General features: G+C 71.6%; 16 protein-coding genes. 9 read left to right on the top strand and 7 right to left on the bottom strand.

Translation table 11 applies throughout. The features are described 5' to 3' along the window. Window positions 1-7 precede the first annotated feature (7 nt). Entirely contained in the window at window positions 8-2,941 is a 2,934-nt protein-coding gene (locus WMF45_RS19325; protein ID WP_437718352.1) for an nSTAND1 domain-containing NTPase, read from the bottom strand. Window positions 2,942-3,260: 319 nt separating this feature from the next. On the opposite strand from WMF45_RS19325, the gene WMF45_RS19320 reads away from it, so the two are divergent. After that, window positions 3,261-4,385: a WD40/YVTN/BNR-like repeat-containing protein gene (locus tag WMF45_RS19320; RefSeq protein WP_437718351.1), complete on the top strand. Its 1,125-nt coding sequence runs from the start codon at window positions 3,261-3,263 to the stop codon at window positions 4,383-4,385. Window positions 4,386-4,558: 173 nt separating this feature from the next. On the opposite strand, the gene WMF45_RS19315 is transcribed toward WMF45_RS19320, so the two are convergent. After that, the gene (locus tag WMF45_RS19315) at window positions 4,559-7,525 is read right to left on the bottom strand and encodes an nSTAND1 domain-containing NTPase (protein WP_437718350.1); all 2,967 of its coding nucleotides are present in this window, start codon (window positions 7,523-7,525) and stop codon (window positions 4,559-4,561) included. Between the two features lie 321 nt (window positions 7,526-7,846). On the opposite strand from WMF45_RS19315, the gene WMF45_RS19310 reads away from it, so the two are divergent. Then, window positions 7,847-8,926, top strand: a complete 1,080-nt coding sequence (locus tag WMF45_RS19310) for a hypothetical protein (RefSeq protein WP_437718349.1) — start codon at window positions 7,847-7,849, stop codon at window positions 8,924-8,926. Between the two features lie 44 nt (window positions 8,927-8,970). Here the strand turns inward: WMF45_RS19310 and WMF45_RS19305 are convergent, their stop codons facing one another. The 3 genes from WMF45_RS19305 to WMF45_RS19295 form a co-directional block, all read right to left on the bottom strand. Beyond that, entirely contained in the window at window positions 8,971-9,555 is a 585-nt protein-coding gene (locus WMF45_RS19305; RefSeq protein WP_437718348.1) for a hypothetical protein, read from the bottom strand. Window positions 9,556-9,913: 358 nt separating this feature from the next. Further along, window positions 9,914-11,710, bottom strand: coding sequence for a sigma 54-interacting transcriptional regulator (locus WMF45_RS19300; protein WP_437718347.1), 1,797 nt, complete (start codon window positions 11,708-11,710; stop codon window positions 9,914-9,916). A 118-nt stretch (window positions 11,711-11,828) separates the two neighbouring features. Beyond that, window positions 11,829-13,046: an MFS transporter gene (locus WMF45_RS19295; protein WP_437718346.1), complete on the bottom strand. Its 1,218-nt coding sequence runs from the start codon at window positions 13,044-13,046 to the stop codon at window positions 11,829-11,831. A gap of 209 nt (window positions 13,047-13,255) precedes the next feature. On the opposite strand from WMF45_RS19295, the gene WMF45_RS19290 reads away from it, so the two are divergent. Further along, the gene (locus tag WMF45_RS19290) at window positions 13,256-14,386 is read left to right on the top strand and encodes a pirin family protein (RefSeq protein WP_437718345.1); all 1,131 of its coding nucleotides are present in this window, start codon (window positions 13,256-13,258) and stop codon (window positions 14,384-14,386) included. Window positions 14,387-14,420: 34 nt separating this feature from the next. Here WMF45_RS19290 and WMF45_RS19285 read toward each other — a convergent pair whose 3' ends face one another. Then, window positions 14,421-15,410: a helix-turn-helix transcriptional regulator gene (locus tag WMF45_RS19285; protein WP_437718344.1), complete on the bottom strand. Its 990-nt coding sequence runs from the start codon at window positions 15,408-15,410 to the stop codon at window positions 14,421-14,423. Window positions 15,411-15,524: 114 nt separating this feature from the next. Continuing rightward, the gene (locus WMF45_RS19280; RefSeq protein ID WP_437718343.1) at window positions 15,525-16,442 is read right to left on the bottom strand and encodes an SMP-30/gluconolactonase/LRE family protein; all 918 of its coding nucleotides are present in this window, start codon (window positions 16,440-16,442) and stop codon (window positions 15,525-15,527) included. A gap of 630 nt (window positions 16,443-17,072) precedes the next feature. Here WMF45_RS19280 and WMF45_RS19275 point away from each other — a divergent pair. The 6 genes from WMF45_RS19275 to WMF45_RS19250 all read left to right on the top strand — a co-directional run bounded on the left by WMF45_RS19275 (window position 17,073) and on the right by WMF45_RS19250 (window position 22,121). Next, window positions 17,073-18,047: a PAS domain-containing protein gene (locus WMF45_RS19275; RefSeq protein ID WP_437718342.1), complete on the top strand. Its 975-nt coding sequence runs from the start codon at window positions 17,073-17,075 to the stop codon at window positions 18,045-18,047. 291 nt (window positions 18,048-18,338) lie between these two features. Beyond that, window positions 18,339-18,941, top strand: coding sequence for a cysteine hydrolase family protein (locus WMF45_RS19270; protein ID WP_437718341.1), 603 nt, complete (start codon window positions 18,339-18,341; stop codon window positions 18,939-18,941). Between the two features lie 3 nt (window positions 18,942-18,944). After that, window positions 18,945-19,790 (top strand): ABC transporter permease, encoded by an 846-nt coding sequence (locus WMF45_RS19265; RefSeq protein WP_437718340.1) that lies wholly within the window; start codon window positions 18,945-18,947, stop codon window positions 19,788-19,790. Continuing rightward, window positions 19,787-20,632 carry an ABC transporter ATP-binding protein gene (locus WMF45_RS19260; RefSeq protein ID WP_437718339.1) on the top strand — a complete coding sequence of 282 codons (846 nt, stop codon included), beginning with the start codon at window positions 19,787-19,789 and terminating at the stop codon, window positions 20,630-20,632. Before WMF45_RS19265 ends, WMF45_RS19260 begins: the two co-directional genes overlap by 4 nt. Further along, a complete protein-coding gene (locus WMF45_RS19255) occupies window positions 20,629-21,669 on the top strand; it encodes an aliphatic sulfonate ABC transporter substrate-binding protein (RefSeq protein WP_437718338.1) in 1,041 nt (346 codons plus the stop codon). Before WMF45_RS19260 ends, WMF45_RS19255 begins: the two co-directional genes overlap by 4 nt. Next, window positions 21,666-22,121, top strand: coding sequence for a nucleoside deaminase (locus WMF45_RS19250; protein WP_437718337.1), 456 nt, complete (start codon window positions 21,666-21,668; stop codon window positions 22,119-22,121). The genes WMF45_RS19255 and WMF45_RS19250 overlap by 4 nt, the downstream gene beginning before the upstream one ends. The last annotated feature ends 180 nt before the right edge of the window (window positions 22,122-22,301 follow it).

Here is a 22,301-nt window from a genome sequence, read left to right as displayed (position 1 = left end):
GCGCCCGCTACTTCAGCGTCGGCTTGATCTTCCCCGCCGTGCGCTCGATCAGCTGCTCCTGCTCGCGCTTGCTCCGCAGCGCGGCCTCGGCCGCTTCCCTCGCCTTGCGCTCCTCCTCGGTGGCCTTGCCCTGGGCATGACGCGCCTCGGCCTCGGGCCGCTGCGCCGTGTCCCGCGCCGTCCTCGCCTCGCCCGCCGCCACGCGGGCCCGCCCGGCCTCGGCCTCCGCGCGCTCGCGGGCCTCCTCCGCCTCGCGCTGCATGCGCTCGGCCCGCCTCCTCTGCGCCTCGCTCTCCTGCTGCGCCCGCTCCGCCGCGCTCCGCTGCGCCTCCTCGCTCGCCAGCGCCTTCTTGAGCGTGTCCTCCGTTCTCCGGATCTCCTCGAGCTGCTCCGTGATCACCGTGTTCTGGCGGGTCAGCTTCACGATCCCCGCCCCCGCCGCGACCACCAGCAGCGACAGCGCCGCGATGATCCCGGACACGAGGCGCCGCCTCCCGCGTTGCTGCTGGTCGGCGAACCGGAGCACCTCCTCCAGATAGAGCCTCTCCCGCTCCGGCAGCGCGCCCCGGTAGCGCTCGCGAAAGCCGCGCGCCTCCTCGGCGACCTTGCCCCGCCAGAGCGTGTCCGCGGCGCGGCCGCTCGCGTCCCAGAGCCTCGCCGCCGCGCGCAGCCGGTCCAGGAACGCGGCGTCTTCCTGGTTCTCGTCCAGCCAGCGCCGCAGCGTCGGCCACCGCTCGATGAGCGACTCGTGCACGATCTCCACCGTGCTGCCCGCGCGCTCGCTCCCCGTCTCGATCGCCAGGAGCCGCGCGTGGGCGAGCAGCTCCACCACCCGCTCGATCTCGCCCCGCTCCCCGGGCAGCTCGCAGAGCTCACCCAGGCTGGCCACCGCCCGCGTCCGCTCCGGCGTCACAAGGCGCTCCAGGACGGCCCGCGCGAGCTTTGCCCGGCGCTCGCTCATCCCGGCCAGCACCGTGTCGGCGTGGCTCGCCAGCGCCCCCGCCACGCCCCCGAGCGCCTCGTAGCTCGCGATGGTGAGCATCCGGCGCTCCCGATCGCGCATCTCCCACAGCCGGGCCGCGGTGAACTGCAAGAGCGGCAGCGCGCCGCGCGTCGTCGCCAGCGCGTCGAGGATGCCCTCGATCATCGCGGTGTCCTCGATCTCGTGCCGCGCCGCCTCGATGGGCTTCATCAAGGCCTCACGCAGCCCCTCGCGCCCCATCGGCCGCAGGAACACGAGGCCCCGGATCATCGCCGCCATGAACTGCTCGTGCTCGGCCATCCGCTCGAGGAAATCCGACCGGACGGACAGGACGACGCGGAGCGGCGAGGAAGCATCGTCGGCGATCCCCTCGAGGCACGCGAGGAACGCCGCGCGCTCACCGGCCGGGGCGCCGAGCGTGAAGAGCTCCTCGAACTGATCGACGAACAGGACGAGGCGCTTCTGCCCTCGGCCCGCCCCCCCGCGCAGCGCGGCGCCGAGCAGGCCGGGCTCGGCGCGCAGCCGCTCGACCAGGGCCCCGCGCATCGCCGCGCCGCCCTGCGGGGAGAGCGCCTTCACGTCGGTGTTGAGGGTCACGGCGGGGTGGTCGAACAGGTCCGCCAGCACCGCCATCGGCTCGCGCCCGGGCCGCACGACGAGCGCCTCCCAGCCCTCGCCGGAGCGCTTGAGCGCCGGGATCACCCCTGCCCTCACGAGCGACGACTTCCCCACGCCCGAGGCGCCGGCAATCGTGAGCAGCGGCTGGCTCCGGAGGCGCGCCACCGCGCCCGCGAGGTCCTGCGCGCGGCCGAAGAAGCGGTCGGCGTCGGCCTCCTGGAACGACGACAGGCCGGCGAACGGGCTCTCGTCGCTGCCGAGGAGGATCTCACGGCGCCCAGGCAGCAGCGGCAAGAGCTCGGTCAAGAGCTCCTGCGCGGAGGCGAAACGCTCGGACTTCCGCTTGCACAGGCAGCGATCGATGATCGCGCCGAGCGCGCCGGCCTCCGGATGGCGCGCGCCGGCGGTGGGCATCGGCTCGTCGAGGATCGGCACCGCGAGGAGATCCATCTTGCCGCTCGGCGCGAGCGGGTGCGCGCCCATCACGAGCTCGTGGAGAATGATGCCGACGGCCCAGACATCGCTCGACGGATCGATGTCGATTCCTCTCCACTGCTCGGGGGACATATACGCCAGCGTGCCGATGATCCCGCCGTCGCGGGTCAAGCCCGTGTCCCCGGCGACGGCGCGACCGGCCGAGAGGACCGCCTCGTCCTCTCGCAGCTTGGCGATGCCGAAATCGACCACCTTGATCGCCCCGGACGCCTCCAGCATGATGTTCTCCGGCTTGAGGTCGCGGTGGACGATGCCGGACGCGTGCGCGCTCGCGAGCGCGCGCACGACGGGGACCACCATGTCGACCGCCAGGCCGGGCGGCACAGGAGCCGTCGACACCTCTTCCCCCGCGTCCACGGGCCTGCGCCGGTTCATCCAGGCGCGCAGGCTCTGCCCCTCGATGTACTCGAGCACCATGTACGGGAATCCGTCGTGCTCGTTCACCTCGTGGATCGTCACGATGTGCTCGTGCTTGCAGCGCGCGGTGGCCTGCGCTTCGACGAGGAAGCGCTGGACCCCGGCGCTGCTCAGCATGTTGAGGAGCTTGATTGCGACGAGACGAGCGAGGCGGGTGTCGCGGGCCAGGAAGACAACGCCCATGCCGCCCCGGCCGAGCTCGCGCAGGAGCTCGTAATGGCCGATGCGGGTGCCGGCCGCAGGCGCCGGCCTGGCCTGCGCCAGCAACGAGGGCGGCGGGTCGAGCGTCTCGGGCTCCGCGTCGCGCTGCGCCTCGCGGGCGCCCGTGACCACGCGGTCGGCCTCGACCCGCATCGCGGGGGTGGGGAGCGCTGCGCCGGCGATCGCCGTGTTTGCGTAGCCCGCGTCCTCCGGCGAACTGCCGCTCATCGCAGGACGCTTCTTGTCGTCGTGGGGTGCCGCACCGGCCTTGGAGCATAGCCGTGTCCGAGTTCACCAGCACAGCCTTTGCGCGCGGCCGCCGGCTCCAGGAGCCCGTGGCTCGCCAGTTCGCGCCCGTCGAGCGGGAGGCCCCGGCGCGCCACGGGACGGTGCCTGGCCCCGGCCTTCCCAGGAGAAGCGGAGACCCGGCGCGGGGCCTTCCCAAGACGAGGTGCCCCGCCGTACGCTCCCGCCGCGGGCGCCCAGCGCTCCGCGACGACCTGGGCGAACGGTGGGTTGGTTGGACGAGCCGAGGAGCGAGCAGAGGATGCGCGCATTCATCCGGAGATGGGGCGTCGAGCGGAACGGGGACGCCGCGGGTCGCCGGCACGGCGGCAGAGCGCTTTGCCACGCGGCTGCGCTGGCGTCCCTCATCGCGCTGATGGCCCCCCTCCACGCGTGCTTCGACACCGGATCCGCGTGCGGCGCGAGCTTCTGCCCGACCGGCTATGTGTGCGACCCCGACCGCGAAGGCAACCCGACGTGCTTCGCACAAGCCACGGGCGAGCGCTGCGACGTCCCGATCACACCCGACGGCAATTCCTGCTTGAAGGAGGACCTGGAGAGCGTGTGGGGGAGCGGACCGAACAACCTATTCGCCGTTGGCAAGGAGGGCACGATCCTTCACTACAACGGCAGCCGCTGGAAGGTCATGCCACTCGACCCGATCCCACGGCATCCGCTGAACGCCGTGTGGGGGAGCGGGCCCAAAGACGTGTTCGCCGTGGGCGAAAACGGCACCATCCTGCATTTCGACGGCGAACACTGGAACATCGTGGAGCACGAGTCGATCCCGCGAATCACATTGAACTTCGTGTGGGGGAACGGGCCGGATGACGTGCTCGCCGTCGGCGACAAGGGAACCATCCTGCGCTTCAAAGACGGACAATGGAAGGCCGCAACACACGAATCGGCCTCGCAAGCATCGTTGAACGCCGTGTGGGGAAGCGGGCCGCAAGACATGTTCGCCGTCGGCGAAAACGGCACCATCCTGCGCTTCAAGGGCGAGCGCTGGGAAGCCGTGAAACACGCGTCGATTCCGCCAAGAACATTGAATTCCGTATGGGGAAGCGGGCCGCAGGACGTATTTGTCGTCGGCGAGGGCGGCACCATCCTGCACTTCGACGGCGCCGGCTGGACGGCCATGACATCGGCGTCGACAGCACAGAAATCATTGAATTTCGTGTGGGGAACCAGGTGGGACCTCACCCAGCATGTCGTCTACGTCGTCGGAGACGAGGGCATGCTCTTGCGTTACGACAGCCTCGGCTGGAGTCGCCGCCTCCCAGCGGACGCTTCGCTCAATGCCATGTGGGGCGACACCCTGAAGTTTCATATCGTCGGCGACAACGGCGTGGCCATCTCCGAAAGCGTATCCGTGTCACCGTGGTAACAACAGCGCCACCTCCCGTTCAGCGGAAGCGCCGGGGCCAAGCGCGGTGCCTCGACGAGGTGCGCCGCCGCATCGGGCTCCGCGCGCGCCTGGACGAGCGGAAGCCGCATCCGTGACCTGACGCGGCGACCAGCGCGCGCCTGCCCGCGGCGCGCTTCCCATGGGTCGCCCCGCTACTTCAACGTCGCGTCGATCTTCCCCACGGCGCGCTCGATGAGCAGCTCCAGCTCGCTCTTGCTCCGCAGCTCCGCCTCGACGGCCCTGGCCTTCTGCTCCTCCGCGGTGGCCTTGACCTCGGCCTTTCGCGCCTCGGCCTCGGCCTTCTGCGTCTCACCCCGCGCCATCCGCGCCTGGTTGGCCGCGACGCGGGCCCTCTCGGCCTCTGCCTCCGCCCGGTCCCTGGCCTCCTCGGCGTCGCGCTGGAGCCGCTCGGCCCGCCGCCGCTGCGCCTCGCTGTCCTGCCGCGCCGCCTCGCTCTCCTGTCGCGCCCGCTCCGCCACGCTCCGGGCCGTCTCCTCGCGCGCCAGCGCATCCTTCAACGTGATCTCCGCGGTCCGGATCTCGTCGAACTGTTTCATGATCACCTGGTACTGGCGGGTCACCTTCACGTATCCGCCGCCTGCGGCGAAGGCCAGCAGCGACAGCGCCGCGATGATCCCGGATGCGAGGCGCCGCCTCCCGCGTTGCTGCTGATCGGCGAACCGGAGCACCTCCTCCAGATAGAGCCTCTCCCGCTCCGGCAGCGCGCCCCGGTAGCGCTCGCGAAAGCCGCGCGCCTCCTCGGCGACCTTGCCCCGCCAGAGCGTGTCCGCGGCGCGGCCGCTCGCGTCCCAGAGCCTCGCCGCCGCGCGCAGCCGGTCCAGGAACGCGGCGTCTTCCTGGTTCTCGTCCAGCCAGCGCCGCAGCGTCGGCCACCGCTCGATGAGCGACTCGTGCACGAGCTCCACCGTGCTGCCCGCGCGCTCGCTCCCCGTCTCGATCGCCAGGAGCCGCGCGTGGGCGAGCAGCTCCACCACCCGCTCGATCTCGCCCCGCTCCCCGGGCAGCTCGCAGAGCTCACCCAGGCTGGCCACCGCCCGCGTCCGCTCCGGCGTCACAAGGCGCTCCAGGACGGCCCGCGCGAGCTTCGCCCGGCGCTCGCTCATCCCGGCCAGCACCGTGTCGGCGTGGCTCGCCAGCGCCCCCGCCACGCCCCCGAGCGCCTCGTAGCTCGCGATGGTGAGCATCCGGCGCTCCCGATCGCGCATCTCCCACAGCCGGGCCGCCGTGAACTGCAGGAGCGGCAGCGCGCCGCGCGTCGTCGCCAGCGCATCGAGGAAGCCCTCGATCATCCCGGGATCGTCGATCTCGTGCCGCGCGGCCTCGATCGGCCTCATCAAGGCCTCGCGCAGCCCCTCGCGCCCCATCGGCCGCAGGAACACGAGGCCCCGGATCATCGCCGCCATGAACTGCTCGTGCTCGGCCATCCGCTCCAGGAAGTCGGCTCGCACCGCGAGGACCACCCGGAGCCGTGAAGAGGCGTCGTCGGCGACCCCCGCGAGGCACGCGAGGAACGCCTCGCGCTCGCCGGCCGGGGCGCCGAGCGTGAAGAGCTCCTCGAACTGATCGATGAACAGCACGAGGCGCCGCTTCGCTCGGTCCGACCACGCGCGCAGCCACGCGCCCAGGAGGCCGGGCTCGGCGCGCAGCCGCGGGGCCAGGGCCGAGCCCGCCGCGCCGCCCTCCGGGACGGGCGCCGGCGGGGCTGCGCCCAGCGTCGCGGCGGCATGGCTGGACAGATCCGCGAGCGCCGCCATCGGCTCACGCCCGGGCCGCACGACGAGCGCTTCCCAGCCCTCGCCTGAGCGTTTGAGCGCCGGGATCACCCCCGCCCGCACGAGCGACGACTTCCCCACGCCCGACGCCCCGGCGATCGCGAGCAGCGGCTGGTTCCGGAGCCGCGCCACCACGCCCGCGAGGTCCTGCGCGCGGCCGAAGAAGCGATCGGCGTCGGCCTCCTGGAACGACGAGAGCCCCGCGAACGGGCTCTCGTCGGCGCCGAGGAGGATCTCCCGGCGCCCGGGCAGCAGCGGCACGAGCTCGGTCAGGAGCTCCTGCGCGGAGGCGAAACGCTCGGACTTCCGCTTGCGCAGGCAGCGATCGATGATCGCGCCGAGCGCGCCGAGCTCCGTGTGGCGCGCGCTGACCTGGGGCATGGGCTCGTCGAGGTCCTCCACGCCGAGGAGCGTCCCCTGGTTGACGGGCGCGAGCGGGTGCGCGCCGATCACGAGCTCGTGGAGCATGACGCCGACCGCCCAGATATCGCTGGCTTGGTCGATGTCCGTTCCCCTCCACTGCTCGGGGGACATATAAGGCATCGTTCCGAGGAGCGCGCCTTCGCCGGTGAGGCGCGTACTCTTGTGCTCGGCGGCCTCGCGCTCGACCGCGAGCGCGAGGCTCGCCCCGTCCTCGCGCAGCTCCGCGATGCCGAAATCGACCACCTTGATCGCCCCCGACGCCTCCAGCATGATGTTCTCGGGCTTGAGGTCACGGTGGATGATGCCGGACGCGTGCGCTCGCGAGAGCGCGCGCACGACAGGGACCATCATGTCGACGGCCAGGCCGGGCGGCACCGGCGCCGTCGACACCTCCTCGCCTGCGTCCGCGGGCCTGCGCTGCCTCATCCAGGCGCGGAGGCTCTGCCCCTCGATGTACTCGAGCACCATGTACGGGTATCCATCGTGCTCGTTCACCTCATGGATCGTCACGATGTGCTCGTGCTTGCAGCGCGCGGTGGCCTGCGCCTCGATCAGGAAGCGCTGTAGTCCGCTCCTGCTGAGCCTTGTGAGGAGCTTGATCGCGACGAGGCGAGCGAGCCGGATGTCGCGCGCGAGGAAGACGGTGCCCATGCCACCCCGGCCGAGCTCGCGCAGGAGCTCGTAGTGGCCTATGCGGGTGCCGGCTCGGGGCGGATCGGTCCGGGGAATCGACGAGGACGGCGGAGCGCTCGCGTCGCTCACCGCGTCGCGCCTCGCCCCGTGAACGCCGGCCGGCACGATGCTGACCGTCGCCCCGGCGGCGGCGAGCGCAGCCCGCGGGAGCGCTCTGCCCGCGAGCGCCGCGCCGGCGCAGGCGACGTCCACGAGGCTCTCGGTGCTCATGCCAGAGCGCCCTTCAGGCTCGACGGGCGCCACGCCGGACGATCGACGGACCGATTCCAGGGTGATCCGCTCGGTGGGCACCGGTTCTCCTACCTGTAAAAAGACACGCCTGTCGAAACCGTCGCGTCCGAGACGGCTGGAGCCATGGCGAGAGCATAGGCGCCCAGCGGAGCCGTGTATACACAGACTCGCCGCCGGCGCGCTTCACACAGGACATGCGCGGGCATATCCTGGCCCGCGGAGCTTGCTCATCGGCCCGGCGAGCCCGGCGAACGCTCGATGTGGCATGACGGGCGAGCCGGAGGAGAGCGACTGGCTTTCATGACGACGACCCGTAGACGACCTGTTCACGTCTCCCCTCCGCTGGCGAAGCTCCTCCTGCCCATCACCCTCATCACCCTCTGCGCCGCGCCTGCGCTCGCCCAGGCGCCGCCGCCGTCATCGTCCTCATCGCCGCATCCTCCGGCGACAGCGGAGTCGCCATCGCCCCCGGCAGCGTCGGCGCCCCCATGGCATCAGGGCATCTCCGAGGATCGAAAGCAGATGGCCCGCGCGCTCTTCGAGGAGGCCCGGAATTTCCACCGGCGCATGATGTTCGCCGAGGCACGGGCCAAGTACGAAGAGGCGCTGGCGTCGTGGGAGCACCCCGAGCTCCGGCTCTATCTCGGGCGGGTGTTGAGGAGCCTCGGCCTGCCGGTGCTGGCCTATGACAACCTGCGACTCTCCCTGCGGTGGGGGCCCGGCTCGCTCGACGCCGAGAAGGAGCAGGAGGCGCGCGCGACGCTGCGGGCGCTCGTGGAGCAGGAGCTCGCCGTCATCGAGATCCGCTGCGATGAGCCGGGGGCCACCGTGCTGATGGATGGCAAGCGCTGGTTCGTCGGACCCGGCGCCCGGCGCCGGATGGTCACGCCCGGAGAGCATGTCCTCACGGCGAGAAAGGATGGCTACTTCACCGTCGCCAGGCCCATCTTCATGGTCGCAGGCAAAGAGGCCTCCGGCCAGCTCGTCCTGAGCGCCGATACCGTCGTCGCCAGGCAGCGCTGGCCCGCCTGGCTCCCCTGGGCCACGCTCGGGGCTGGGGCGGCCATCGCCGTCATGGGCGGCCGGTTGATGTGGCAGGCCGACGACCTTCATGGATATGCGCAGGAGCGGAGCGTGCGCGAGTGCGGTCGGTCGTGCGCTCCGTCCCCCGGCTTCCAGTACGACGCCAGCGTCAACGAGAGCTGGCTGGCCGCCGGCACCCTCCTCGCCGGCAGCGCGACGGTGGTCACGGCGACGGCCATGCTCTTCACGAACAGGCCACAGATCTACCGCACCCAGGACCGAGGTGGCGTGAAGGTCGAGATCCGGCCCGCCGCGGCGCCCGACGCCGCGATGGTGTCAACCTGGCTCGTGTTCTGATCCGGTGGAGGGGCGCCCGACGCCGGCAGGATCGAGCGGCGCGCTCACCCGCAGATGTCGATCGCCGTCTTGCACTTGCCAGACTGGCAATAGCCGTGCCTGCCGAGCGCCGGGTCCGGACACTCGACATCGGGACAATCGTTGCTCGTCGTGCACGCCTTGCCCGTCGCGGGGGTCGTCGCAAGCTCCATGGCCCTCTCATAGAAGAAGACGCACAGGGCCCCTGTGTCGGGCTCGTGACGCTGCTCCCCCACCTCCTGCAAGGCCCTCTTGTAGCTCTCGTTCTCCTCGAAGCACGGGTGATCCTGCGGGAGATCGGCGGCCTCCATACCGACGTCGCTCTCGCAACCCTCCTGCTGCGCCGCACAGGCGATGAGGCTCTCGATCCGCTGGAAGACCGGCGTGCAGACGTCCAGCTCCTTGACTGCCTGGTCGTGGAGTAGCCCCATCGTGACCGCGCACTGCTCGGCCTCCACGCCCTCGCTCAGCCTCCCGCACTCGGCCAGCTTGTCGCAGCGGATCTCCTCGGGCTTCGCCGGTGCTGCGGGCTCGCTCAAACAACCCGCCAGGGCCACCACGACGACGGAGACGAAGGGACCGCAGAGGAGGATGTTCTGGATCGTTTTCATGATTTTTTACCTTTCGCTCGCATCTCCGGCGAGCCGGGTCGGCAGAGCGTCATCGCATCCGGCGTGCCGCCCCTGCGCACGAGGGGCATCGGCGGGAGATCGACCGCGTGATCGAGGAGGATCGGCCGCGAAATCGAGCGATCAGCCCGCGGCCGCGCTCGCGCCATGGGCCAGCGCGAGGGAGGCAAACTTTGCCGTCGTGGCAAAGCTTGCCAGCCCTCGGGGGAAGACGCGGCAAGGATTGCCATCACGCGCCGTCGTGCAGCGACGTCGGCGTTCGTGATCTCGTTGCTCTACACCCCGGGTGGCATGCCTCGAGGGTGGGCGCAGGGCTCGGCTCGTGTTCCGAGCCCGAGCCTCACGGGCTCCGCTTCCCCTCGCGCGCCGAGATACCGAATTGCTTGAGCTTGAAGGTGAAGGTGCGGACAGGCATCCCGAGGAGCGCCGCCGCCCGCTTCTGGACCCCATCCGCGGCGTCGAGCGCCTGACGCATGCGCGTGCGCTCGATCTCCCGGAGCTCCTCGGCGATGGGCTTGAAGCGGGCGGGCGCCGCGGCGGGCGGGGCCGAGGTGTCCACCGCGGCCCGCGGCGGGACATCGAGCCCGGCGATGCGCTCGGGCAGCCCCCAGGGCTCGAGCGCCGGGCCGTCCGCCGTGGCGGCCGCGTACTCCATCGCGTTCTTGAGCTCGCGCACGTTGCCGGGAAACGGGTGCGCGAAGAGCGCGGCGAGCGCGGCTTCCGAGAGCTCGAGCGCGGGCCGCCCGATCCGAGCGCACGCCTCGGCGAGGAACAGACGGGCCAGGATCGGCAGCTCACGCCGCCTGTGCCGGAGCGGGGGCAGCTCGACGACGGCGGCGCTGAGGCGGAAGAGCAGGTCTTGACGGAAGCGGCCGGCGTGGACCTCGGCCTCGAGATCGCGGTTCGTGGCAGCGACGATGCGGATGTCCACCTCGCGATCGCGGACGTCGCCGAGGCGGGTGATCCGCTTCGCCTCGAGCGCCCGGAGCAGCTTGGCCTGCGCGCCGAGGGGCAGCTCGCCGATCTCGTCGAGGAAGACGGTGCCGCCGTGCGCCCGCTCCAGCAGGCCGGGCTTGGGCGCCCGCGCCTCCGAGAACGCGCCCTTCTCGTAGCCGAAGAGCTCGCTCTCCACCAGCGCCTCCGGGAGCGCGGCGCAGTTGAGCGTGATCAGCGTCCTCTGCGCCCGCGCAGACCAGTGGTGCACGGCCGCGGCGGCGTTCTCCTTGCCCGCCCCCGTCTCGCCGAGGACGAGGACCGGCAGATCGCTCGCCGCCAGGCGCCGGATCAGCTCGAACAGCCGGATCATGGCCGAGTCGGCCACAACGATGGTGCGATCGCCGATGACGTGCCGGACGGCGGTCTGCGAGGCGGAGGCGATCGCCCCCGGAGCCGCGATCGACGCGGCGGTCCGCGCGCCCGCGAGGAGCGTCTCGGTGTCGCCGCCGTCGAACGGGTAGGAGGCCAGTCCGCCGCGCGCCTCCGGGGCCAGCGGCGCGATCGCCTCGAGCACCTGGAGCACCGCGGCGCGCGACGCCTCTCCGCCGAGCTCGGGAAACCCGATCGCCAGGTGAGAGGCGCCGTCCCAGGCGACGATGTCCACGAGCCGGAGCGCCGAGAGCGCCCGATGCGCGAGCATCGAGCGCATCTGCACGGACCCGAGGGACACCACCGCCAGGCCGAACGGCCGCGCCGAGTCGGCGGCGCGCTCGATCTCCTCCTCCACGCGCCGGCGCAGCCGGCCCATCTCGATGAGGGCGCTGCCCCGGGGCGGCGACTCGCGCCGGAGGATCAGCGTCGTATCCCCCATGGTGATGACATCGCCGGAGCCGAGCGCGCGCGAGCCCTCGATGCGCTCGCCGTTGACGAGCGTCCCATTGTGGCTGCCGAGATCGGTGATCCGGATCTCTCCTCTGGAGAAGACGAGCTCGGCGTGCCGCCGGGAGACCGCCGCTGTGTCGAGCCTCACGTCGGCCTCGTCGCTGCGCCCCACGACGAGCACGCCGTCGTCGGGCAGGACGCGCCTGTACGATGAAGAAGCGCCGATGACGAGGAGGTAGGAGTAGATTCCCGGGCTGTCCGGGGACTGCCGCAGATCGAAGGTCTGCGTCGTCAACGGCGAGCTCTCGGAGCCGCTCATCAGCCCGAGGCTATAGTCGAAGCCCGCGCGCATGCAAGCTGCGAGCCTCGCGGGTGAGCGACGAGCCACAGCGCTTTCCGCGGCTCAAGCGTAGAGGGTGAGTCGCTCAACAACGCGGCTAGGCGCGATGCGCGGCAGCGAGCGCGACGCGCCGCTCGATCCCGAGGAACAGCAGCGGCAGCGCGATCGTGAACACGATCGACAGCCCCGCCACGACCGGCATGCCATCGAGACGGTGGTCCGGCAGCTCGTGGAGCATCCTGGCCGCCGCGAACGCCGCGATCGCGGACGCCATGTGCTGCACGGCCGACTGCATCGAGGTGAAGCGCGCCCGCTCGGCGGGGCGCGGCACCTTCGACGTCAGCGTGTTGTACGAGACGTTGCGGAACGTCATGCCCAGCATGAAGACGATGAAGATGGCGAGCACCGGCAGCCCCGGCGTATACGAGACGAACCCCGCGTAGAGGACGCTCGCGAGCACCACCGCCCCCACCGAGCCCGTCTGAAACGCGCCGAAGCGGTCCACCAAGGGTCCCACGGCCCGCATCGCGGCGAAGCTCACCAGGCCTCCCACGAAGTAGAGCAGCCCGAGCCGCTCGCGCGGATATCCGAGGTTGTACTGCACGTAAGCCGAGATGTTGGGGATCACCAGGAACGACGCCACCGTCAGGATCGCCGTCGTCGCGTACGAGAGCAGGACGATGGGCCGGCCAAGGAGCGCGCCGAGCTCGCCGAGCGCGCTGCCCGACGGCGGCGCGCCGGTCAGGTGATCTCGCATCGACGGCAGGAGGAAGATCGCGAGCCCCGCGACGAGCAGCCCGAGCGCCGCGACCGCGAAGAACGGCAGCGGAAAGCCGCCGCGGCGGGCGAGCTCCAGCCCGGCGGGGACGCCGAGCACCGAGGCGACCGAGAACGAGCCCATCACGACGCCCATCGCCTTGCCGCGCCGCTCGGGCGGGATGACGTCGGCGACGATCGAGAACGCGACCGAGGTCGCGGGCCCGCCGAACGCCCCGGCGAGCACGCGCGCCGCCATGAGGCTCGGGAGCCCCGTGGCGAAGCCCCCGGCCGCCGTGCCGGCGACGAGGCCGAGCATCGCCACGGCGAGCACGCTGCGCCGGTCGAAGCGGTCGAGGAAGAACGCGCCGGCGAGGCCCGAGACCGCGGCCGCCGCCGTGTAGCTGCCGCCGATGAAGCCGATGCTGGACATCGGGATGCCCAGCGCGACCGCGAAGTCGGGCCCGAGCGGCATCACCATCACGAAGTCGAGGATGTTGATGAACTGGACCGCAGCGACAAGGAAGATGATGCTCGATTCGGAGCGCCGTTTGGACACGAGGGTCGACTCTAGTCGACTCCAGGCGCGCCTGCCCCGCCTCCGCACGAAAAAGCGCCGCGCTCGCGCCCGGACGCGCACCCTCACCGCTCCCCTGCTCTACGCAGCCCGCGCGGCGGCTCGCACATCGCGCGCGTTGCTGCCGGCGCAACGCCACGTTGCGCGCTCGCACCGTTGTCCCTCCATGAGGTCCACCTTACGATGAGACGATGAGCCCCATGGATCGCCGCACCGTCCTCGGCGCCCTCGCCGCAACGCCCGTCGTCGCCGCGTGCGACCCCGCCGCGCCCCCGCCCGGTCGCACCGACGAGACCGCGCTCGCCGCGGAGGACGTCGTCCGCGACGTCGCGCCGCTCGGGTTCCCCTGGGAGACGCTCGACCCCTTCCTGTTCTGCGTCCACCACGACGACGCGTACCCGGCCGGCAACGAGCGGATGGGGCCGGCCGCCTCGCTCGCGGGCCGCGCCATCGGGCGCGACTTCGCGGGCAAGGACGGCTGGCGCATGTACCACGGCGACGTGGTCCCCGGCTTCCCGCAGCACCCGCACCGCGGCTTCGAGACCGTGACCGTCGTGCGGCGCGGGCTCGTCGATCACGCGGACTCGCTCGGCGCGGCCGCGCGCTACGGCCGCGGCGACGTCCAGTGGCTCACGGCGGGGGGCGGCATCGTCCACGCGGAGATGTTCCCGCTCGTCGAGAAGGACGGGCCCAACCCGCTCGAGCTCTTCCAGATCTGGCTCAACCTCCCGCGCGCCGACAAGCTCGCCGAACCGCGCTTCGTGATGATGTGGGGCGACACGATCCCCAGGCAGATCGCGCGCGACGCCGCGGGCAGGACGACCGAGATCACGATCGTCGCCGGCCGCCTCGGAGAGCTCCGCCCGCCGGCCCCGCCGCCGAGATCGTGGGCTGCGCGCGCCGCGTCCGACGTGGCGATCTGGACGCTCAAGATGGCCCCTGGCGCGCGGTTCACGCTGCCGGCCGCCTCCCCCGGCACGAACCGCGCGCTCTACTTCTTCCGCGGCGCCGAGCTCCGTATCGGCCCCCGGCGCGTCCCCGCGGCCCACAGGATCACGCTCCGCGACGGCGCCGCAGCGCTGCTCGAGAACGGCCCCGACGAGGGCGAGATCCTGCTCCTCCAGGGCAAGCCGATCGGGGAGCCCGTCGCGCAGCAAGGCCCCTTCGTGATGACCTCGATGGCGGAGGTCCAGCAGGCCTTCCTCGACTACCGGCGGACGGGCTTCGGCGGATGGCCGTGGCCGAGCGACGGCCCGGTCCACGGGCCCGCGGAAGGCCGCTTCGCGCGCTACCCCGACGGCCGCATCGACAAGGCGGGCTGAGCCCCTCGCCTCCGCGTCCCGGCGCGCCGATCCCTCACGTCGCGTCGAGCTCGGGCTCGTCGCTCGAGCAGTCGTTCGCGCTCGCCCGGTGCCGCGCGCGGTACTCCGAGGGGCTGACCCCCTCGGAGCGCCGGAACTGCTCGGCGAAGCGCGACGCCGAGTCGTAGCCGCAGGCCGTCGCGACCTCCAGCACGCCGTGGCGCCCCGAGCGCAGGAGCCCCTTGGCGAGATCGAGGCGCTCCTTCCAGAGGAGGGCCCTGAACGAGACCCCCTTCGCGCCGAGCCGGCGGCGCAGCGTCGCGTCGCTCACCCCGAGCGCGCGCGCGACCTCCGGGGCCGCCCACGGGCGCGCCGGATCGCGGCGCACCAGCGCCCGCACCGCGAGCGTCGGATCGAGCGCCAGCGTCGAGGAGGCGGCGCGCGCCTCGTCGAGCTGCTCCCGGTGCTGCAGGAGCAGGGTCAGGATGAGATCCTCCAGCCGGTGCTCGATGAGCAGCGCGTGCGCGCCGGGCAAGAGGAGCGTGTTCACGAGGTGGATCAGCGCCTGGATCGACGGCATCGCGGAGCGCAGGAGGTGCGGCCGATCCGCCTCGAAGCCGCCGAGCCCGCGCTGGACGCAGAGCGTGGGATACCGGCGCTGGAGCCGCTCGTCGACCTCGCTCAAGAGCTCGATCGTGAACGAGCGGTAGGCGCCGCGCTCGGGATCGGGCTCATTCACGAGCTCGAGGGGGATGCCCTGCGGCACGAGCAGGATCTGCCCCTCCCGGGCGACGAGGCGCGTGTTGCCGTCCGGGCCGTCGAGGAAGATCCGCTTCGCGCCGTCGAGGATGAGCACGACGAGGGGCCGGGAGAGCCGCTGTATCGTTATCCGCTCGCGCGTGCGGGTGAAGACGCCGATCCACCGGGCCAGGCCGGCGCCGCTCGCCGAGGACGAGCGCTCCAGGCGGGAGATGGCCTCTCTGAGCGCGCCCCAGGCCTGGGCTTGATCGGTGGGCTCGAGCAGTCGGGTGAGCTGGGTCTTCATCGTCGCTCCTGATGGGAAGGGCGCGTCTCTCGCCGCGCGGACACAGCGCAGGGCCGGCCGGGGCGGCGCAGCGTAACCGCGCCGCCCCTGGGCCCAAAGCGCTGTTCGAACGGCTCATTTCACGTCGAGCAGGACGATCTCGCCGTCGTTGAAGAGCGGGACGAGCAGGCGATTTCTCGCGCGGTCCCAGCCGAGATCGGCGGGGCTCGGGAGATCCGCCGCGAGCGTGGAGACGCGCGGCGCCGCGTCCCCGGCGGGGTCGATCGCGAAGACGGCGCCCGCGTCCCAGCTCGACACGAGGAGCCGGCCGTCGTCGAGGCGCACGAGGCCGTCCAGCGTGCCAGCGGGCAGGGAGATCTCGCGCCGGAGCTTCCCCGAGGCGTCGAGCGCGTCGACCCGCGCCGCGCCGAGGTAAGCCACCCAGATCTCGCCCTCCGCGCACGCCACGCCGTTCGGGTGCGGCAGCGCGGGATCCGCGATAAGCCGGGAGACCTCCCCGCCCGGATCGACCGCGACGAGCGCGTCGGTGCCGATCGAGGTGAACCCGCCCTCCCCGATGGCCACGCCGGAGTCCGAGACGACGATCGACCCGTCGGGCATGGCCGCGACGTCGTTGAGCAGGCCGGCGCCGGCGACCTCGATGTCCTCGATGGGCGCGCCGTCGCTCGCGTCGAAGACGCGGATCACGTCGATATCGGCCACATAGAGCCTGCCGCCCGCGATGGCCATGCCCTTCGGGGCGCTCAGCGTCACGCCCTCCGACGCGCCGTCGATCCATGTCAGGTCGAGGATCTCGCCGTCCGGCGAGACGCGCGAGATGAACGCGCGGTCGTCCTTCTCGACGGGTGAACCGACGATGTTCGAGACGAGGTAAACGTCGCGCTCCTCGTCGTGGAGCACCGACTCGGGGGTGCTGAAGCCGCCGACACGGCGGAGCTCCGGCGCGGCCGGGGCCTCGCCCTCGGCACACGCCGGGAGGACGGCGGCGAGGCAGGCGAGGACCGCGGCGAGGCGTTTCGGTTGCGTTTTCATGATGCGCTCTCTCGTGGTGACGGGCCGGCGACGCGCCGGCTCGTGCGCCTACCCTGCGCCCGCTCGCCGCGCGGCGCGCGCCCGCGGCGCTCATTGGTACGCCCGAAACGCTCACGCGCCGCGCCTTGCGCCGCTGCCGGCCAAGACACAAGGCCTCGCGCAGGCGGCGGGGCCCCGGGCAACGGCGCGTCTCGACCAGGGGAGAGCCCATCGTTCAAGACGCCTCGGTCGTTCCACCCGACCAGGAATCGAGATGCGCGAGACAACGAATCTCACGTCCACGCCGCTTCATCGGCCACGCGCAACGCACAACCATCGTCCGCGTTGTACGAGACAGATTCCCGCCCTCCGCAGATCCAGATGAGCACGGGTCCAGCTTGAACGGCGCGTAAACGGCAGGTAAACGGCGGGTAAACGTCGCATGACGGCGCGTAACGGCGCGTAACGGCGCGTAACGGCGCGCGCTCGCGCTCCGCACGGGCGAGGAACGTCTTGGTCGACATCCACGGGACCTGCCGGCCCCACCGGCGACACGCCGTGAGTCGACAACGGACATCGAGCGCTTGACAAGTGTTGCGCCCCCGACAATCATGCGGTCACTGTGGCCCGGCCGACGCATGGTACCCTGTAATGCAGTGTCTTTCAGACCCAGAGAGCGAGACGTCGCTGCGCGAGCAGGTCGCGGCGCTCCGCAGGCGCGTCGCGGACCTGGAGCACGCTCTGGCCGAGGCGCAGCGGCCGAGCTCGGCCGTACGCGAGGCGCGGCCCGTTGCCCACGAGCATGAGCTCCTGGCCAGCTTCTTCGCGGCGGAGGCCTCGGGGTACGCCGCGATGCTCGACGCGATCCCGGCGATGGTGTTCTTCAAGGCCCGGGACCACCGGTACCTCGCCGTCAACAAGGCCTATGCGGAGCACTATCGCCTCTCGAGCGACAGGATCGTCGGGAAGCGCGACGAAGAGATATTCGTCGACGAGGTCGCGCGCAGCTACCGCGAGAACGACGAGACCATCATGTCCGAGGGGATCCCGCGGCTCAACGTGGAGCTCCGGTGGAAGCTCGAGGACGGGAGCGACGGCTGGACGCTGGAGAACAACGTCCCGTTCCGCGACGCGAGCGGGCGCGTGATGGGGATGGTCGGGGTCGTTGTCGACATGACCGCACGAAAGAGGACGGAAGAGGCGCTGCGGAGCACCGAGGCCGATCTCCTCGCCATCCAGTCGCGCCTCCTCGAGACGATAGCCGCGCTCTCGACGCCGGTCCTGCCCATCGACCACGGGGTCATCGTCGTGCCGCTCATCGGCCATCTCGACACGATGCGGGGCACCCAGCTCACGGAGGCGCTCCTGCAAGGCGTGCAGCGCCACGACGCGGAGTTCGTGATCGTCGATCTCACCGGCGTCCCGATGATCGACAGCGCCGTCGCGCTCCACCTCGTGCGCGCGGTGCAGGCCGTGGGCCTGCTCGGCGCCGAGAGCGTCCTCGTGGGGATGTCGGCCAGCACCGCCGGGGCGCTCGCGAGCTTCGGCGAGACGCTGGAGGGGATCGTCCTGCTGAGAGATCTCCGGGCCGGCGTGCGTTACGCGATGGCGCGGCGAAGGAGATGACCGGCGTGCGGCCGATGGCGCCGCTGTAGACGTCAGGCGACGGCGAGCGGCGCCGACAGACCTCTCCCTCCCTCGCACCTTGTTCCACTCAGCGGGCGACCTCACGCCCTCTCGAAGTGCTCACGCACCGAGGTCTCGCTTGACCCTTCGGCGATACACCGGCTAAATTCCGTTCAGCCTTTTAACGCTGCATTCCCGGCTGATGTAGAGACGGTCGGTTCACCACTTCACCACACCTCAGCGAGCTCGACGCGCCCGGTGTCCCCAGCGCGTCGAACGTCCAGACCAGCGATGACGCCGCGTATCCGCCCGTTGCCCCTCGACCAGGTCCGCCCCGCCAGCACCGCCCTCCTCGTCATCGACATGCAGAGGGACTTCGTCGAGGAGGGCGCGCCCTGCGAGGCGCGCGGGGCGCTCGATATCGTACAGCGCATCAACGCGCTCGCCGCGTGGGCGAGAGGGCACGGCCTGCCGGTCATCTTCACCCAGGAGATGCACAGGGCCGATGGGTGCGACTTCGGCATCGAGCTGGAGTTCGAGCCGCCGCACTGCCTCGAGGGATCCCGCGGCGCCGAGATGGTCGATGGGCTGCGGATCGAGCCGCAGGATCATCGGATCTTCACCAAGCGGCGCTACGACTGTTTTCTGGGCACCGACCTCGACCTGCTGCTCCGGAGCAAGCGGGTGGAGAACCTCATCTGCTGCGGCGTGTGCACCAACATCTGCGTGCTCAGCACCGTCCTCACCGCGAGGAACCTGGATTACCGCGTGCTGCTCCCTGTCGACGCCCTGGCCGGGACCACACAGGAGCTCCACGACGCCGCGATCCTCTGCATGAGCAACGCGTTCGCCTACGTCACCGAGAGCGCCGCGGTGATGCAGCTCTTCGGCTGACGGATGCCCGGCGACCGAGCGCCGCGAGCCCCGTCGCGACAGTGCGAGCGACCACCGCCGCGCTGGCTCGCGCTCGGCCGCCCCGTTCCCGCCCGGGTCCGTCTCGCGCTCGGCGCGGCGAGCTTCCCCGCCACCCTCGCGGCGTACGCCTGGTTCGCGGGCGGCGACGGGGTGAACAGCGCCCTCGCTCCCACGCTCGCGAGCATCGGGCGGGCGACGGCCGAAGCGCTCGGCTCGGCGGAGCTCTGGCTCGACGTCCGCTACAGCTTCCTTCGGGTCACGGCCGGGTTCGTGGCCGCCGCGCTCCTCGCGGTCCCGCTCGGCGTGCTGGCCGGCGCGTTCCGATCGATCGCCGCGCTGATCGAGCCGCCGACCGAGTTCCTCCGCTATGTCCCCGTGCCGGCGCTGATCCCGCTGGTCATGATCGCGGCGGGCATCGGCGAGGGCGCGAAGGTCCTCCTCGTCTTCCTGGGGACCTTCTTCCAGCTGCTGCTCATGACCGCGGACGAGGTACGGCGGGTCCCGGCGCCGCTGCTCCAGGTCAGCCAGAGCCTCGGGGCCACCCGGCGGGAGATCGTCTGGCGCGTGCTGGCCCCGGCCGCCCTCCCCGGCATCTGGAGCGCGCTGCGCATGTGCAACGGGTGGGCGTGGAGCTACGTCGTCGTCGCGGAGCTCGTGGCCGCCACCGAGGGCCTCGGCTTCCGCGTCCTCAGGTTCTACCGCTTCATCCAGACGCCCAGCATCTACGCGTACCTGGCGGTGCTGGGCGCGATCGGCCTGGGGCTCGACTGGGCGTTCGGCGCCGCGCACCGCCGGCTCTTCCGCTGGGCCAGGGGGCGCGACGCGTGACGCTCTCCGTGCGCGGCGTCAGCAAGGCGTACGGCGGCCGCCGCGGCGAGACCAGCGCCCTCTGCCCGCTCGACCTCGACGTCGGCGAGGGCGAGTTCGTGAGCCTCGTGGGCCCCTCCGGGTGCGGGAAATCGACGCTGCTGCACATCGTCGCGGGGCTCGAGCCGGCGACCACCGGGACCGTCACGCTCGGCGGCGAACGCGTCCTCGGCCCCGGCGCCGAGCTCGGCGTCGTGTTCCAGCAACAGACGCTCTTCCCGTGGCTCAGCGTGCGGGAGAACGTCGGCTTCCCGATGACGCTGGCCCGCCACCGCGGCCGGGCGCGGCAGGCCGGCTCCGAGCGAGAGGCGGACCGCGTCGAGCGCCTGCTGCGCCTCGTCGATCTATGGGACTTCCGCGACAGCGCGCCCGCGGAGCTGAGCGGCGGCATGCAGCAGCGCGCCGCGCTGGCGCGGGCGCTCGCCGCGCAGCCGGAGGTGCTGCTGATGGATGAGCCGTTCGGCGCCCTCGACGCCCAGACACGTGAGGAGATGCAGGGGCTCCTGCTCCATGTGATCCGACATCACCGGATCACGACGCTCTTCGTCACGCACGACGTGGAAGAGGCCCTGATCCTGTCCGATCGCGTGGTGGTCTTCTCCGAGCGCCCCGGCCGCGTCGTGGCCACCATCGACGTGCCGGTACCCCGGGCGGATCGCTCGCCCGACCTCAAGCTCGACGAGGCGTTGCTGCGCCTCAAACGGGATATTCTCTCGCTCCTGCGGGGGAAGGCCCGCCCCGAGGAGCAGCGCCGCCGCTTGCTCCTCGGGCTCACGAATACGCCGAGGGGAGAGGATCCATGAACCGAAGGACCGTCGTGCTAGAGCTCGGGGCAGCGCTCGCCTGCCTCCTCCTGTCGCCAGGCTGCTCGAAGAAGGACGAGCCAGCGCGCGAGGTGCCCGCCGCCGCCGCGCCGGGCGAGAAGCCCGGGGCCGCGGCGAACGCGCCGGTGAAGCTGACCGTGGGACACGACCTGTGGATCGGCTATGCGGGCGTGTTCATCGCGAACGAGCTCGGGCTGTTCAAGCAGGCTGGCCTCGACGTCGAGCTCAAGCCGTTCTCGAACCCCGGGGACACGCTGCCGGCGCTGGCCGCGGGGAAGCTCGATATCGGCCTGACGACCCTGCAGAACCTGGTTGTGCTGAGCGGCAACGGCGACACCGACGTCGTGGCCGTCGCGCTCATCGACAGCTCGAACGGCGCGGACGCGGTGGTGGCGAAGGAGGGGGTCGCGTCCATGGCCGATCTCAAGGGCAAGACGGTCGCGCTCACCCTCGGCGAGGTCAATCACATGCTGTTCCTCGCCGGCCTCAAGAAGTCCGGGCTCTCCACGGACGACGTGAAGCTCACGAGCATGAGCGCAGACGACGCCGGGGCCGCGTTCGTGGCGGGGAAGGTCGACGCCGCGGTCACCTGGGAGCCGTGGATCACCAAGGCGACCAAGGGCGGCGGTCGCGTGATCTTCTCGAGCGCCAGCGTCCCCGACACCATCATGGACGCGGTGGCCGTGCGCCGCTCGCGGCTCGCCGAGTCCGGTGACGCCTGCACGAGGTTCATCGGCGCCATCGATCAGGGGGTGCGCGTCCTGCGCGGCGAGCCCGACAAGGCGATTCCCATCGTCGGCAAGTACTTGAACGCTCCGCCCGAGGACGTGAAGGGCATGCTGAGCGGCGACAAGATCTACGACCTGGCCGACAACAAGCAGCTCTTCGGCACGGCGGAGAAGGCCGGCCCCGTGTACGCCTCGATGAAGGCGGTTGTCGACTTCGCTGTCGAGTCCAAGCTCGTCAAGAAGGCGCCGCCGCCGGAGTCGCTGCTCGACCCGAGGCTCGTCCGATGAGCCGTGACGAGGCGCTCATGGGGCGCGCGCTGGAGCTCGCGCGCGGCGCGCAGCGCGCGGGTGAGCCGCCGTTCGGCGCCCTGGTGGCCGCCCCCGACGGCGCCGTCGTGGCGGAGGCGACCGACGAGGTGAACGGCCAGCGCGACTTCACGTACCACGCCGAGGTCGGCGCCGTGCGCCGCGCCTGCGCGGCCGTCGGGCCGGACTTGCAGGGATACACGCTGTACACGACCGTGGAGCCCTGCCCGATGTGCTTCACCGCGGCCTGGCTCGCCCGCGTGAGCCGCATCGTCTACGGCTGCACGATGCGGGAGGTCACGGAGGCGACCGGCGGCGCGCAGCGCGAGCTGGCCGTCCCGGCGAAGTGGATGAACGAGAGCTCCGGCGCGCCGCTCGATCTCGTCGGCGGCGTCCTCGACGCGCAGTGCCTCGCGCTGTTCGGCCCGGCGTGACCCGCTCGCCGGCGCTCCGCCGCCATGACCCGCCCGCGGCGCAGGTAGAGCGAAATCCCGTCACAGATCTCGGCTGTCCCATCCCAGCCTGAAAGAGGCCGGAGCGGCCCGGCCTTCCGGTGGCGGTCGGGGCGCCAGCAAGATTTGCTTACCTCAGCAAGCCCTGCGTTCTCCACTCGT

This window comes from Sorangium sp. So ce448, assembly GCF_051520915.1.
Taxonomy (GTDB): Bacteria; Myxococcota_A; Polyangia; order Polyangiales; family Polyangiaceae; genus Sorangium; species Sorangium cellulosum_B.
The sequence above is the reverse complement of the archived record's forward strand: the minus strand, read 5'-3'. Positions and strand labels throughout refer to the sequence as shown.